This window comes from Vibrio coralliirubri (assembly GCF_024347375.1).
GTDB lineage: Bacteria > Pseudomonadota > Gammaproteobacteria > Enterobacterales > Vibrionaceae > Vibrio > Vibrio coralliirubri.
In genome coordinates this window covers 1,169,970-1,184,920 of the sequence record NZ_AP025471.1, presented here as the reverse complement: position 1 = coordinate 1,184,920, position 14,951 = coordinate 1,169,970, and the positions used below count along the sequence as shown (strand labels likewise).

The following is a 14,951-nucleotide window of genomic DNA, read 5'->3' as shown; positions in this document are numbered from 1 at the left end:
GATGAGGCTTCTAACTTAAGAAACGTTAAACCTTGGTTGCTTCTAAACCTAGGCAGCTTTAAACCTCGATAACTTTTAATTTTGGCAACTTCTCATTTTAGAGTTGAGCCTGACTGGAGAAAATGATGAAAAACCGTTTTATGAAAGGATCACTTGCAGCTTTAGTAACTCTACTAGCTGGTAACGCTAATGCAGCACAGGAAGTGACGGTTTACACTGCTTTTGAAACTGACATTTTAGCTAAATACAAAAATGCTTTCGAAAGTGAAAACCCAGACATCAACATCAAGTGGGTGCGTGATTCAACAGGGATCATGACGGCAAAATTATTGGCTGAGAAAAACAACCCTCGTGCAGAGGTAGTTTGGGGTCTTGCGGGTTCTTCAATGGCATTGCTTAAAGAAGAGGGCATCCTGAAACCTTATACGCCTCAAGGTGTAGAAGCATTACGCGCTAACCTTAACGACCCACAGTCTACTCAAGCTTGGTATGGCAATGACGCATTCTTCAATGCAGTTTGCTTTAACGAAGTGGTGGCTAAGCAATTGAACCTACCGGCACCTAAGTCTTGGGATGACCTAACGAAGCCTATCTACAAGGGCCACATTGCTATGCCAAACCCAGCGTCTTCTGGTACAGGCTACATGCAGGTTTCGGCTTGGCTACAAAACATGGGTGAAGACCAAGGTTGGAACTACATGCAGAAGCTAGATCAAAACATTGCTCACTACACGCACTCAGGCTCTAAGCCATGTGTTCAAGCGGGCATGGGCGAAGTCGCTATCGGTATTTCTATGGCGAGCCGTGGCGCTAAGCTGAAAACTCAAGGCGCTCCACTTTCAGTGATTACGCCTGAAGGCATCGGCTGGGAATCTGAAGCGGTAGGCCTTGTTAAGCCTTCTGATGCAGCACAACGTGTTATCGATTGGTCTATTTCTAAAGCGGCGAATGAGCTTTACATCGAAATGTACCCAGTTGTTGGTCACAAAGATGTGACAGGCAAAGCAGAGAACTTCCCTAATGTAGAAAAGAACATGGCAAAAATGGACTTCGCTCGCATGGGCAGCGAACGTGCCGACGTTCTTAAAACATGGTCTGAGAAGTTTGACGCTAAATCAGAGCCAAAATCTTAATCTGACGACCTATTCAGTTACTTAACTATTTAACTATTTAACTATTTAGTTCATTAGAAGTTAGAAATCAGTAAAGGAAGGCTTCGGTCTTCCTTTTTTAGTTTTACGCCTTTAGGTTTTAAGTAAGGTACAACAAATGACAAAGCACTACTCATATTGGTTCAAGCAAGCGTTGGAACAAGAGTTTGGCAACATCAATGCGGGGCTAGATTCGGCTAAGCCGCTCCAAAAAGACGTCAACTGTGATATCGCCATTGTTGGCGGTGGCTATACGGGTTTATGGACGGCGATTTTAATCAAACAACAGCAACCCGAAAAGCATGTTGTCGTGATTGAAAAAGGCCTATGTGGTAGCGGTGCTTCTGGGGCGAACGGCGGTTGCATGCTGACGTGGTCGACTAAGTATCCGACGCTGAAAAAGCTCTATGGAAAAGAACAAGCGAAATGGTTGGTTAAGGAATCGGAAAAGGTTATATACGAGATCGAAGCCTTCTGTAACGAACACAAGATTGACGCGCATCTATATCGCAGCGGAACTTACTACACGGCGACCAATGAAGCTCAGAAGGGTGGAATGGAGCCAGTTGTTAATGAGCTGGTTAAGCAGGGTATCAATAGCTGGAAGAAGTGCGACAATTCTTTAGCTGATAAAGCGGGATCTGATCGCCATATTGAGGGTTACTACTCAGAAGCTGCGGGTAGTGTGCAGCCAGCGTTATTGGCTAGAGGTTTGCGCCGAGTGGCGCTCGAACTGGGTGTCGAAATTCACGAAAACACAGAAATGACATCACTCGACTATGGCTCTCCCGCTCGAATTCAAACCCAAGGCGGGTCAGTATTTGCGGATAAAGTGATCTTGGCACTCAATGCGTGGATGCTCGATCACTTTAAAGAGTTCAAACGCAGCATAGTGGTTGTCTCTTCCGATATGGTCGTGACCAAGCCTATTCCTGAAAAGCTCAAGCAGTTTGGCCCAGAGAAAGGGGCGGCGGTGGTGGATTCGCGTATCTTTGTCCATTACTACCGAGATACTCAGGACGGACGACTCATGTTGGGTAAAGGCGGTAATAAGTTCTCGTTTGCCAATCAAGTTGAAAGCATGTTTAACCAAACCACTAACTACCTACCGATTCTCAATCAATCGTTCCAAAAACTGTTCCCTAAATTGGAACAAAGTGAATTCGATTACAATTGGTCTGGCGGCTCAGATCGTTCGGTCACCGGATTGCCATTTTTCGGTAATCTAAAAGGCCAAAGCAACATCTATTATGGACTTGGTTATTCAGGCAATGGCGTTGCTCAAACCCGTATGGGCGGGAAGATTTTGTCAGCAATGGTACTCGATATCGACAATGCTTGGACACGAAGCGGTTTAACTAAAGGCCCATTAGGACGCTTCCCGCCAGAGCCATTTCGTTGGGTAGGTGCGATGATGGTGCGTGATGCGATACGAAGAAAAGAGAACGCGGAAGATTCGGGTAACACGCCATTGTGGCTAGATAAACAGTTATCCAAACTCGCAGGTGCGGCGGGCAAAGCCGACAAGGTTGAATCATAGATTAATCTGGCGTTTAAATTAGAAGTTTACATTTAGGCTCTCAGTGATTTATGGGCAAGTCACTGAGGGCTTTCAACGTTGGACTAACTTTTAATGTTGAACAAATAGCAATCTTTAACGCTTATTATATCTGCAATATAACTGTCATTTAGCTACTATAAATTTGTCACTCAACTGCAATATTCTCAGTTTAAATTTGGTATATACCATATAGAGAGTGCTGTAGTATGAGCAACCAAACTTATTTGAATATTGAAAACGTTGTAAAGCAATTTGGCCAATTTACAGCGTTAAAAGACATCTCCCTATCGATAGATAAAGGCGAGTTTGTCTGCTTCCTTGGCCCATCTGGCTGTGGAAAAACCACCTTATTACGTGCGATTGCAGGTCTAGACTTACCAACTTCAGGCTCTATTGAGCAGAACGGTAAGGATACGACCTTCTTGCCACCAGAAAAGCGCGACTTTGGCATCGTGTTCCAGTCTTACGCTTTGTTTCCAAATCTCACTGTGGAAGAAAACATTGCGATTGGTCTGAAAAACCAAGGCATGTCGACCAAAGAAGCCCTTGAGACGGTTGAGTCTTGGTTAGAAACCATCGGCTTACCAACGTCTGGTCAGAAATTCCCAAATCAGCTATCTGGTGGGCAGCAGCAGCGTGTTGCTCTGGCTCGCGCATTAGCTCTTTCTCCAGGCTTGTTGCTACTCGATGAACCGCTTTCTGCGTTGGACGCTAAGGTAAGAACACATCTACGTGATGAGATCTGCCAACTGCAACGTAAGTTGGGTATCACCACTATTATGGTGACGCACGACCAAGATGAAGCGTTAACGATGGCAGACCGCATTGTGGTGATGAATCATGGTGTTATCGAGCAGGTAGGTGCTCCTCAAGAGATCTACCAAAAACCCGTCAGTCGTTTTGTGGCTGAGTTTGTCGGCAGTATGAACTTCATTCAAGCTTCTGTTGCAGCTCAAGGCAAGATGCGCATTGCTGAGTCAATGCTGCCGTTACCTGGCTTAGATAATCTCACGCCAAATCTGGGTGATGTTTTCGATATTGCCGTTCGTCCAGAGCAAATCCAGTTTGTTGATCGTTTTAGTGAATCCTTGCCAGTGAGAATCGTATCAAGCGAATTCTTAGGGGCGTTTTATCGTGTTGAGTGTCAATTGCAACATGACTCAACGGCGAAAGAGATCATCGTTGATGTACCCGTCAAAGAGTTCAACCGATTGAAGCTGCGTCGCAGTGATATTCGTTACGTGGCGTTTGATCAAGAAGGCCTTAGAGCTTACCCATCGAAAAGCCTGCAAGTGATGAAAGACGAGGCGGCGTAAACAATCATGGAATCGACTCAAATGATGCAATCTAAGCTGCTAATTCAACGACGAGTACAACCTTTTCTGGCTCGGTTAAGCAAAGACAACGTAATTCTGTTTGGGCTGCTGGCCTTTTTGTCTGTGGTCATGACGCTGTTTATCCTGATGCCACTGTGGGCGATGTTGAAAAAGAGTGTTCAGAACGCAGATGGCGAATTTGTAGGCTTAGAGAATTTCGCAACGTATTTTGCGTCTCAAAGCTTATGGCAGTCGGTAGGCAATACCTTCACGCTTGGACTGCTAGTGACCGTTGTCGTGGGCGTCTTGGCGTTTGGTTATGCCTATGCGCTAACTCGTTCATGCATGCCTTTTAAAGGATTTTTTCAAGTGCTGGGTTCTGCGCCTATTCTTGCTCCGTCACTGCTTCCTGCAATCAGTCTTATCTTCTTATTTGGTAACCAAGGTATCGCTAAAGAAGTCTTGGGTGGCAACTCGGTTTATGGCTTGATTGGTATTTCACTGGGCTTGATATTCTGGACGTTTCCACACGCCTTGATGATTCTGACCACCTCATTAAGAACCTCTGACGCTCGCCTTTATGAGGCAGCACGTGCACTCAATACTTCATCGTTAAAAACCTTTTTTATGGTGACGTTACCTGCGGCAAAATACGGCTTGATCAGCACATTGATCGTTGTGTTTACGTTGGTGGTTTGTGACTTTGGTGTGCCAAAAGTGATAGGTGGTAGCTACAACGTGCTATCGACTGACATCTTTAAGCAGGTGGTAGGTCAACAGAACTTCTCTATGGGTGCGGTAACTAGTATCTTACTGCTATTGCCAGCGTTGCTTGCGTTTACCGTTGACCGCTGGGTTCAAAAGAAACAGAAGAGCTTGTTTGATACTCGTTCTGTCGCGTACCAACCAGAACCTAGCTCACTACGTGATGGCTTATGTTTCCTTTATTGCACCATTATCTCTGCTGCTGTGGTTATCGTGTTGGGCATGGCAATATATGGGTCTATGGTTACCTTCTGGCCTTGGAACAAAGCGCTAACGCTAAACAACTATAACTTCGCAGAAATGAGTACTTATGGTTGGGCGCCATTCTTCAACTCCTTAACGCTTGGTGCTTGGACTGCGATAATTGGTACTGTTCTGATTTTCCTAGGGGCATACTGCATTGAGAAAGGTCGCGCCTTCGGTCCTGTTCGTCAAGCGATGCAAATGCTCAGTGTTGTTCCGATGGCCGTTCCGGGTATGGTGCTGGGTTTGGGGTATATCTTCTACTTCAATGATTTGAGTAATCCACTCAACTTCTTGTATGGCACGATGGCGTTCTTGGTGATTAATACCGTGGTTCACTACTACACGGTAGGGCACATGACGGCGTTAACGGCATTGAAACAGCTGCCTTCTGAAATTGAGGCAACGGCGGCTTCGGTAAACTTACCGCAATACAAGCTGTTCTTTAAGGTGACGGTACCCGTTTGTCTGCCGGCGATTTTAGATATTGCGACATACCTGTTTATTAATGCACTTACCACGACATCTGCGGTAGTATTCTTGTATTCTACCAATACGATTCCAGCGTCAGTATCAGTACTGAATATGGACGATGCGGGTCAAACGGGTGCAGCAGCAGCCATGGCAGTGATGATCATGATATCAGCAGCGAGTGCGAAGTTGATTCATATGCTAATCAACAAGTTATTCGAGAAGCGCACCCAAGCTTGGCGTAAACGCTAGCGAACCATTTATATTGCAGTTGGCCAAGGAGTGGCTGACGACAAGAACAAGAATGAAAGGAAATGAAGTGCAGTACGTAAAAATCAAAGATGTCATCGTAGAGCAGATAGAGTCGGGGATGTTAACACCACGACAGAAGCTGCCTGCGGAACGTAAGCTGGCTGAATCGTTTGATACGACTCGAGTTACCCTACGTGAAGCCTTATCTTCACTTGAAGCGGAAGGGCGCATTTATCGAGAAGACCGACGTGGTTGGTTTATCTCTCCTGAGCCGCTTCGTTATGATCCAACACAAACGCTGAACTTCACCAATATGGCTCTATCGCAGAATCGTAAGCCGCAAACAGAATTGGTGGCGGCAAAAGGCATGTTAGCAACCAAGGAGGCGACTCGACTTCTTGAGTTACAACCTTTCTCGGACGTTTATCGAGTAGACAGAGTTCGTTATCTTGAAGATAGGCCAGTTGTGTATGTGACCAACTATATTCGACCAGAGTTGTTCCCTAACTTGCTTGATTATGACTTGTCTAAATCGTTGACGGACATCTACCGCGAACACTTTGGTGTGGTGTATCAGAAGATCCGTTACCGAGTGAGCACAACGTCTTTACTTGGCGAAACAGCACAAGCTCTGCGTGCGACTTCTGGCTCTCCTGCAATGGTCGTAGAGCGTGTGAACTACAACCAAAACGGCGATCTGATTGATTGCGATATTGAGTATTGGCGTCATGATGCGATCAGTATTGAGTCAATCGCGCAGCTAGAGCGCTAGTCATGCGTTAGAACACGTACATATCTGTAACTCTTTGGGCTTGCCCAATTGAATCGATCAAAGGTCTCTTACCAAGAGGCCTTTTTTATCACCCGTTTTCAGCGACGGCTTTTATAAGTCAGTTAATAAGTTAGGAATGAAATGGAATTTTCTGCCATCGTCATCGTGATAATTTCGGCTCTGCTTCATGCGGGGTGGAATGTTCTAGGTAAATCTAATCAAGGATCGGGGTCGTCTTTTTTCCTTGCTTCTGGCTTTGCCGCTGCCGCGATTTTGACTCCCTATTTGATCTGGTACGTCTACAGTGTCGGCTTTGCAAACATCACGCTCCTATTCTGGCAGCTACTTCTTTTAAGTGGCATTTGCCAAATCATCTATTTAATCGGCTTAGGCATAGCCTACAAGCAGGCCGATATTGGGGTGATTTACCCAATGGCACGAGCACTGCCCGTGTTGATGGTTGGCTTGGGTACGGTGTTAATAGGGTATGAGTTATCAATCAATCAATGGCTTGGTTTTGCATTGATCACACTGGGTTGTCTGTTTGTCCCGCTTAAGCAGTTTTCTGAATTAAGGCTCAAGGCCTACCTGAACCTTGGCGTACTGTGGGCGTTAATCGCGGCCATCGGTACCACGGGTTATTCGATTATTGATAAAGAGGCGCTTCTATTATTAGAGCCCTTAAGCACACCTAGCATTACCAATAAACACACGGCGATTTTCTATTTGGGTATTCAGTTTTGGGCAATTGTGCTTCCATTGAGCCTGTGGTTGCTCGTGTCGAATCAAAGAATAGAATTTCATAACGCTTGGTTACTACGTAAAAGAGCAACACTTGCTGGCATTATGATGGCTTCGACCTATGGCTTAGTGTTGTTTGCGATGACTATGACAGAGAACGTCAGTTTGGTTGTTGCACTTAGGCAAGTGAGTATCATTTTCGGCGTAGTGATGGGGATCTACTTTTTAAAGGAAAAGTGGCACGCGACTCGCGGTCTAGGCGTATCTCTAATTATTGCTGGCTTAGTTATCTCATTGACTTAAAAGATTTTTAAATCTCCCGTACTGCTTGAAATGTGACTTTTCAGTCACATTATCCTTATTGATAGCAAACGTTTTACTAATGTTAAAGATGTGATCCTTCTCATAGACAAGGTTGTAAAGTTACCGGTAACATCTCCCTCAACGTTACCGGTAACATATAATTACAAACCGGACTCTGTGAAACTCATAAGGATACCCAAATGAAAGCTCTGACTAAAACGCTGATTGCTGCTTCCCTCACTGGTCTATTTGCTACTTCAGCAATGGCTGCAGACTTTAAACTTAAGATTCAATCTTCAGATCCATCTGGCGATTTGAACTTCAAGGTTCAGCAAAAGTGGGCTGAGCGAGTAGAGACGATGTCTAACGGACGTATTGATATCGATCTATTGCCTGTTGGCGCTGTGGTTAAACACACAGAAACGCTTGGCGCGATCAAAATGGGCATCCTAGATGGTCACATCACAGCAACAGGTTACTTCTCTGGTAAAGATCCAGCATTCGGTCTTATCGGTAACATGGTGGGCGCGTGGTCTGATACAACACAACTGCTTCAGTACATGAACTACGGTGGCGGTAACGAGCTAATGACTGAACTGTACAAGCCTTACGGTGTTCAGTTCGTTGGTGCTTCTACAACGGGTGTTGAGTCTTTCATTTCTAAAAAGCCAATTGACGGTGTAGCAGATCTTAAAGGTCTTAAGCTTCGTGCGCCTGAAGGTTTAGTACAACAAGTGTTTGCAGCTGCGGGTGCGACTCCGGTAAACCTGCCAGGTTCTGAAGTATTTACCGGCTTAAGCAAGGGGGTAATTGATGCCGCGGACTACACGGTATTCTCTACCAACCAAAAAGCGGGCATGAACGATATTGCAACGCATCCAGTTCAACCGGGTTTCCACTCATTGCCGCTTATCGACATCTCTGTATCTCAGAAAAAATGGGACAAGATGCCAACTGATCTACAAACGATTCTACAAACATCAGTGCGTGACTTCTCTTACGACATGACAACTCAACTGAAAATGGCTGACCAAGCTGCAGTTAAAGAAGCACAAGCGAACCCAGAAATTACTATCCACGACTGGTCTCAAGAAGAGCGTAAGAAGTTCCGTGAAATCGCTAAAGGTCAGTGGAAAGTCTTCGCAGAGCGTTCTGATAACGCGCAAAAAGTTTATAACTCAGTGACTGTGTTCTTAGAAGAAAACGGCTTGCTGTAACTTAAACTTAGCTTACTGACGGGGGAGGGCATTGCTCTCCCGTATTCTCCCAGGAAATTTGGCCCATGACAGACAAAATCCCCCACGCCCCAGCTGAAAACGACGAACAGCCAAGAAACGTACTTGATCGTCTTATTATAAAGTTCAGTAATCTCGTTAGCTGGCTGTTTATCTTTACTGTATTGATTTCATTTTACGAAGTTGTGATGCGTTATGCATTTGATGCCCCGACCACATGGGTACATGAAACAGCTTCTTTCATCGGTGGTTCTTTATTCATTATTGGTGGCATCTACGCTTTTGCCGCGAATAAGCACGTACGTGTGGTTCTTATTTACGATTCAGTCTCTAACCAAACACGTAAATATCTTAATCTTGTTCACCACATTGTTGGTTTGGCTTTTGCTGGCATGCTTGCTTACGCGGCTTATTTCACTGCAGAAGAAGCGTGGTTTGCACCATGGGGCGAATTCCGCCTTGAAACATCAGGCTCAGTGTTAAACGCCCCTTATCCTGCGCTGTTGAAAGGCCTGATCTTTGTCGTTTTGTGTGTTCTTGTTATCCAGTTTGTATTGCACCTAATCCAAGAGTTGATGGGTCTAAGGAAGAATGACGATGTTTGATTTATCTTCTATTGGTATCGCATGGGGCAGTTTGCTCATGTTGGTTATGATGATTGGCTTGCTCCTGACGGGTATGCAGCTTGCCTTCGTAACTGGCTTTGTCGCGATTTTCTTCACTCTATGTTGGTTTGGTCCTGATGCTTTACCTTTGATTGCGAGCCGTACTTACAGCTTTGCTTCTGGTTATGTGTTCCTCGCAGTACCTATGTTTGTATTGATGGCCGCTTTACTAGACCGTTCGGGCATTGCTCGTGATTTGTTTGATGCAATGAAATCTGTCGGCCGTAAGGTTCGAGGTGGCGTTGCGGTACAAACGTTATTGGTAGCTGTGTTACTGGCTTCAATGTCAGGTGTTATCGGTGGTGAGACTGTACTACTAGGTATTCTTGCACTGCCTCAAATGCTTCGCTTAGGGTATGACCGTAAGCTTGCTATTGGTACAACCTGTGCGGGTGGCGCGCTCGGCACCATGCTGCCGCCAAGTATCGTACTGATCATCTATGGTATGACAGCGAGTGTGTCGATTGGCGACCTATTCAAGGCTTCTTTCTTACCAGCGTTTATCCTTGCGGGCTGTTACATCGGCTACGTATTGATTCGTTGTAAGCTGAACCCTTCTCTTGCTCCTCTTCCAAGTGATGATGAGACAGAAGAAGACTTAGCGAATCAACCTAGCTACTTCAAGGCTCTGTTCTTCCCTCTGCTTTCTGTAGCAACCGTTCTCGGTAGTATCTATACAGGTATTGCTTCAGTAACGGAAGCTTCGGCTTTGGGTGTCGTCGGTATCATGATCAGCGCGCTTATCCGCGGTGAATTGAACTTCAATATGCTGAAAGAGAGTGCCATCGCAACTATGCGCACCTGCGGCATGATCATGTGGATCGGCATTGGTGCAAGTGCTCTGGTTGGTATCTACAACCTAATGGGTGGCATCGACTTTGTTGAAGAAACGATCCTTGCACTCAGTGGCGGCAACGCAACAGTAACACTGCTAATCATGATGGCTATCTTGCTGGTTTTAGGCATGTTCCTTGACTGGGTAGGTGTGGCACTTCTAACAATGCCAATCTTCGTTCCAATCATCACTGGCCTTGGTTTCGACCCAGTTTGGTTTGGTGTTGTGTTCTGTCTAAATATGCAGGTGTCTTTCTTGTCACCACCATTTGGTCCCGCGGCGTTCTACTTGAAATCGGTAGCACCGAAAGACATCAGCTTAGGTGAGATTTTCTCTTCACTACTGCCATTCATTGCACTTCAAGTATTGGTTCTGGCACTGGTTATTATCTTCCCTCAGCTCGCGCTTTGGTGGCAATAACAACGAAGGTTCCAGAGTGAATTTAACGCTCAGGAACCGATCAGCAGCAACACAAGTTTAACTATTAGATTCGATTGTCAGCCCCAGTTTTGGTTGGGGCTTAGGGAAGGCTTGCCTTATGAAAAGCAAAAAAATACTCGTGATGGGCGTATCTGGATGCGGAAAAAGCCTGATTGGTAGCCGTATCGCACAGGCTTTAGATCTTCAATTCTTTGATGGCGATGACTTCCATCCGCAAAGCAATGTAGAAAAAATGCGCCAAGGTATTCCGCTGACTGACGAAGATCGTCAAGGATGGCTAGAAACACTTAACAAGCAATACATTGAACAACCAAGTGCTGTGATTGCTTGCTCTGCATTGAAACCACAATACCGCGACATTCTACGAAAGAACAATGAAGGCTTAGTTATCGTGTACTTACAAGGTAGCTTCGACACTATTTGGAACCGCCATAAAGCGCGTGAGAACCATTACTTCAATGGTCAAGAAATGTTGAAAAGCCAATTCGCAACCTTGGTTGAACCGAGTGAAGGCGAGGCGTTGTTTGTTGATATCTCACAAGATGTTGAACAGGTAGTAGAAAGTGCACTCAAACAAATTAAGCAGATAGGCTAAACCATGACTCAGACAAAAAATGACATTGCGATGATTGGTTTAGGAGTGATGGGTAAAAGCCTGGCACTCAACCTACTTGATAATGGCTTCAATGTCGCAGGCTTTGACCTCAATACAGACAACATTGAGCGTGCTAGCTCTGAAGCGAAGCAGCTCAATGAGACATTTGAAGGAAAAGGCCTCTTTACTAGTGGTGTTAATCTTGAAGACATTCTTCAGGGGTTAGCGAAACCACGAGTGATTGCATTGTCGGTTCCGGCAGGAAAACCGGTTGATATCGTGGTAAGTAACTTGCTAGAAGCCGGTTTAGAGCGCGATGATATTGTTATCGATACAGGCAATAGCTTATGGACTGATACCGAAGCCCGAGAAGTGAATTACAAAGGCAAGCTTCGCTTCTTCAGTACCGCTGTTTCTGGTGGTGAAGAAGGGGCTCGTGTTGGTCCTGCGTTGATGGCTAGTGGTGATCCATCGGCTTGGCAATATGTGAAGCCAATGTGGGAAGCGATTGCTGCGAAAGTTGATGTGAATGGTTTGCCTGTCGCTCAGTTTGAAGCCGGTGAAGCGTGCGCTGCGTATGTTGGCCCTTCGGGCACTGGGCACTATGTGAAAATGGTGCACAATGGTATTGAGTACGCTGACATGCAGCTTATTTGCGAAGTGTATCAGTTCATGCGTGATGTACTTGAAATGCCTGCTCAAGAGATCGGCAAAGTCTTTGACCAATGGAATAATGGCGTCCTTAATAGTTATTTGATGGAAATTAGCGCCGATATTCTTCAACAAGAAGATGTGGTGACAGGTAAGCCATTCGTTGATGTTGTGCTTGATAAGGCTGGTCAAAAAGGCACTGGCTTATGGACAGCAGTAAACAGTTTGCAAGAAGGTTGCCCAACGCCAACCATTGCACAGGCGGTCTATGCGCGTGCGATGAGTGGTCAAAAAGCACAGCGTGTTCAAGGTAGCAAACTGCTAAGGGGCAATATTACCGATGCGAGTCAGCTAGATAAAACTGAAGTCATCTCAGAACTTCATGATGCTCTGTATTGCGCCAAGCTGTCTGTTTATGCACAAGGTTTTGATTTACTGAAAACAGCGTCAGACAAAGAGGGTTGGAATCTCGATTTCACTCAAATAGCTAAGATCTGGCGTGCTGGTTGTATTATTCGCGCGGCCTTCTTACAAAGCATCACGTCGGCTTATCAACAAAATAGCGAACTTGCGAACCTGTTGTTTGATGAGGCTTTCATTAAACAAGTAGAAGAGCGCGAACTGGCTTGGCGTATCGCGGTAGCGAATTCAGCTTTGTATGGTGTACCGATGCCAGGAATCAGTTCTGCATTAAGCTACTTTGACTCATTGCGTTGTGAGGTGTTGCCAGCTAATTTACTGCAAGCACAACGTGATTACTTTGGTTCTCATACCTATTCACGAGTGGATAGAGAGGAAGCTGAAAAATTCCATGTCACTTGGAGTCAGTCCCCAAGAACAGAAGTAAAAGTTAACGCTTAAATAATCAATAACGCCCTCTACTGAGGGCGTTTGTATTTATGACGTTATATCAATATTTTACTAAATTAGACTTCAATTTCTACGTCAGTTGGATACACTGTTACCAGTAACATAATTCATAACTATAACAATTAAATACTATGTCGAATAAGAAAAAACGTCCCACATTACAAGATGTTGCCAACCTAGTTGGTGTCACCAAAATGACCGTCAGTCGCTGTCTGCGAGACTCTTCTCAAGTGTCTGAAGCACTGCGAGACAAGATCAACGCTGCCGTCGACGAGCTCGGTTATATCCCTAATCGAGCACCAGACATCCTTTCCAACGCTAAAAGTAACGCTATCGGTGTGCTTGTTCCCTCGTTAACTAACCAAGTTTTCGCCGAAGTTATCCGTGGTATTGAACAAGTTACCGCGCCTGCGGGCTACCAAACCATGATTGCCCACTATGGTTATAGCGCTGAACTGGAAGAACAAAGCATCGCTTCGCTGCTCTCGTACAATGTGGATGCGATTATTCTGTCTGAGAATGTTCACACCGATAGATCTCGAAAAATGCTGCAGACCGCTTCAATCCCAGTGATTGAGATTATGGACTCGGTATCGCCAAGAATTGAACAAGCTGTCGGCTTTGATAACTTCGAAGCGGCTAGAGCCATGACCAAAACCATGCTCGACAGAGGACGCACCAATATCGCTTACTTAGCGGCTCGTATGGATGAGCGAACTCGCTTAAAAATGGCGGGCTATGAACATGCGATGCAAGAAGCTGATAAAGTGCCCGTGACTCTGCAAACCGAAGACGCGTCCTCGTTTACTCTGGGTGCGAAACTGATTGGTGAGTTACTAGAGAAGCACCCTGAAGTGAATGGCATTTTCTGTACCAACGATGATTTGGCCATTGGTGCTTTTTACGAATGTGTACGTCGTGGTATTCAAGTACCAGAGCAGATGGCAATTGCAGGTTTCCACGGGCACGACATCACAGTGGCAATGACGCCTCGTTTAGCGACTGTAGTAACACCAAGGGAGCAGATTGGTAAAGTCGCTGCACAGCAAGTTGTAGCGCGTTTACAAGGCAATAAAGAATGGGTAGCGAAGCTGGATCTCGGTTACGAGATCGAAGTGGGTGAGAGTATTTAATTTTACATTTCAGCCTTGCTCTTCATCGGATTCAAACTAAAACGCCCTTAGCGATACGAACTTCGTTAAGGGCGTTTTCTCTTTATCTAGTATGGGGGTCTATGTAGTAAAAGACTTAACCAGCTAAAGCTTGAGCATCTTGTTGTTTCAACACTTTGTGACCATCTTCAGTGACGCCACGTTTCCAGTAGCTGCTGATATAGATGTTCTCTTTTGCAACTTCTTTTTCGTTGCGGAAGTATTGTCTTAGCTCACGCATGCTTTCAAACTCACACGCAGTCCATACTGAAACCTGACCTTCTAACCATGCTGTGTTGCGTACGGTTTGTGCAAGTGACTCTGAGGTTTCATCTTCAATCAACCAGGTTACTTTGATGCCTTGAGGGGTTTCAAGTGCTTGCTTATCTGCTGCTGAATTGATCTGAATGACAGCGTGACCCGTTGCTGTTTCTGGAAGCGTTTTTACTTTTGCAGAAAGCGCAGGTAGGGAAGTCATGTCTGCAACTAAGAAGAACCAGTCTGACTCTAGATTAAGACCTTGAATTAAACCTGGACCAGCCACTGAAACCGTGTCGCCCACTTTTGCATTCATTGCCCATCGAGCCGCAAAACCACATTGCAAATCTGTAGTGATATGGCGAACAAAATCAACTTCAATCCACTGTTCTACAGGGTTGTACTGACGAATGGTGTAAGTGCGCATGGTTGGGCGCTCACCTTCGTTTAGCTGGCTTAAATCAGTTGTGCCGAGTGGCGAGAATAAAAGCTTGATGTAGCCGCCGGCACATTCTGTTGGGTATTTACTTAATCCCTCACCGTTAAGCGTTATGCGCTGCATGTTTGGAGTAATTGTTGAGGTTTGAGTAACGGTTAATGTGATAGGGCTAGGCTTGCTCATATAAGGCTCTCTTAGATTTTGATTTCCACATCATAATCCTGAACCCAAAAACA

General features: G+C 45.3%; 13 protein-coding genes. 12 read left to right on the top strand and 1 reads right to left on the bottom strand.

Annotated elements, in window-relative coordinates; all coding sequences use genetic code 11:
* Positions 1-122 precede the first annotated feature (122 nt).
* The 12 genes from OCV20_RS21920 to gntR all read left to right on the top strand — a co-directional run bounded on the left by OCV20_RS21920 (position 123) and on the right by gntR (position 14,000).
* Positions 123-1,133 carry a putative 2-aminoethylphosphonate ABC transporter substrate-binding protein gene (locus tag OCV20_RS21920; protein ID WP_086774422.1) on the top strand — a complete coding sequence of 337 codons (1,011 nt, stop codon included), beginning with the start codon at positions 123-125 and terminating at the stop codon, positions 1,131-1,133.
* Between the two features lie 136 nt (positions 1,134-1,269).
* Positions 1,270-2,691, top strand: a complete 1,422-nt coding sequence (locus tag OCV20_RS21915) for an FAD-dependent oxidoreductase (protein ID WP_086774423.1) — start codon at positions 1,270-1,272, stop codon at positions 2,689-2,691.
* 227 nt (positions 2,692-2,918) lie between these two features.
* The gene (locus tag OCV20_RS21910; protein WP_048616948.1) at positions 2,919-4,028 is read left to right on the top strand and encodes a putative 2-aminoethylphosphonate ABC transporter ATP-binding protein; all 1,110 of its coding nucleotides are present in this window, start codon (positions 2,919-2,921) and stop codon (positions 4,026-4,028) included.
* Between the two features lie 21 nt (positions 4,029-4,049).
* Entirely contained in the window at positions 4,050-5,759 is a 1,710-nt protein-coding gene (locus tag OCV20_RS21905; RefSeq protein ID WP_414503109.1) for a putative 2-aminoethylphosphonate ABC transporter permease subunit, read from the top strand.
* A gap of 67 nt (positions 5,760-5,826) precedes the next feature.
* On the top strand, positions 5,827-6,531 hold the full coding sequence (gene phnR, locus OCV20_RS21900; protein ID WP_086774430.1) for a phosphonate utilization transcriptional regulator PhnR: 705 nt from the start codon (positions 5,827-5,829) through the stop codon (positions 6,529-6,531).
* Between the two features lie 141 nt (positions 6,532-6,672).
* Positions 6,673-7,575, top strand: a complete 903-nt coding sequence (locus tag OCV20_RS21895; protein WP_086774425.1) for an EamA family transporter — start codon at positions 6,673-6,675, stop codon at positions 7,573-7,575.
* A 200-nt stretch (positions 7,576-7,775) separates the two neighbouring features.
* Complete coding sequence (locus OCV20_RS21890; RefSeq protein WP_086774426.1) at positions 7,776-8,792, top strand: TRAP transporter substrate-binding protein; 1,017 nt, start codon at positions 7,776-7,778, stop codon at positions 8,790-8,792.
* A 65-nt stretch (positions 8,793-8,857) separates the two neighbouring features.
* Positions 8,858-9,415 (top strand): TRAP transporter small permease subunit, encoded by a 558-nt coding sequence (locus OCV20_RS21885; protein WP_048616944.1) that lies wholly within the window; start codon positions 8,858-8,860, stop codon positions 9,413-9,415.
* Positions 9,408-10,730: a TRAP transporter large permease gene (locus OCV20_RS21880; protein ID WP_048608821.1), complete on the top strand. Its 1,323-nt coding sequence runs from the start codon at positions 9,408-9,410 to the stop codon at positions 10,728-10,730. The genes OCV20_RS21885 and OCV20_RS21880 overlap by 8 nt, the downstream gene beginning before the upstream one ends.
* Positions 10,731-10,848: 118 nt before the next feature.
* A complete protein-coding gene (locus OCV20_RS21875) occupies positions 10,849-11,346 on the top strand; it encodes a gluconokinase (protein WP_048608819.1) in 498 nt (165 codons plus the stop codon).
* A gap of 3 nt (positions 11,347-11,349) precedes the next feature.
* Positions 11,350-12,858, top strand: a complete 1,509-nt coding sequence (gndA, locus tag OCV20_RS21870; RefSeq protein ID WP_086774427.1) for an NADP-dependent phosphogluconate dehydrogenase — start codon at positions 11,350-11,352, stop codon at positions 12,856-12,858.
* 140 nt (positions 12,859-12,998) lie between these two features.
* Entirely contained in the window at positions 12,999-14,000 is a 1,002-nt protein-coding gene (gene gntR / locus OCV20_RS21865; RefSeq protein WP_086774428.1) for a gluconate operon transcriptional repressor GntR, read from the top strand.
* 115 nt (positions 14,001-14,115) lie between these two features.
* Here the strand turns inward: gntR and OCV20_RS21860 are convergent, their stop codons facing one another.
* Positions 14,116-14,898 (bottom strand): siderophore-interacting protein, encoded by a 783-nt coding sequence (locus OCV20_RS21860; protein ID WP_086774429.1) that lies wholly within the window; start codon positions 14,896-14,898, stop codon positions 14,116-14,118.
* Positions 14,899-14,951 lie beyond the last annotated feature (53 nt).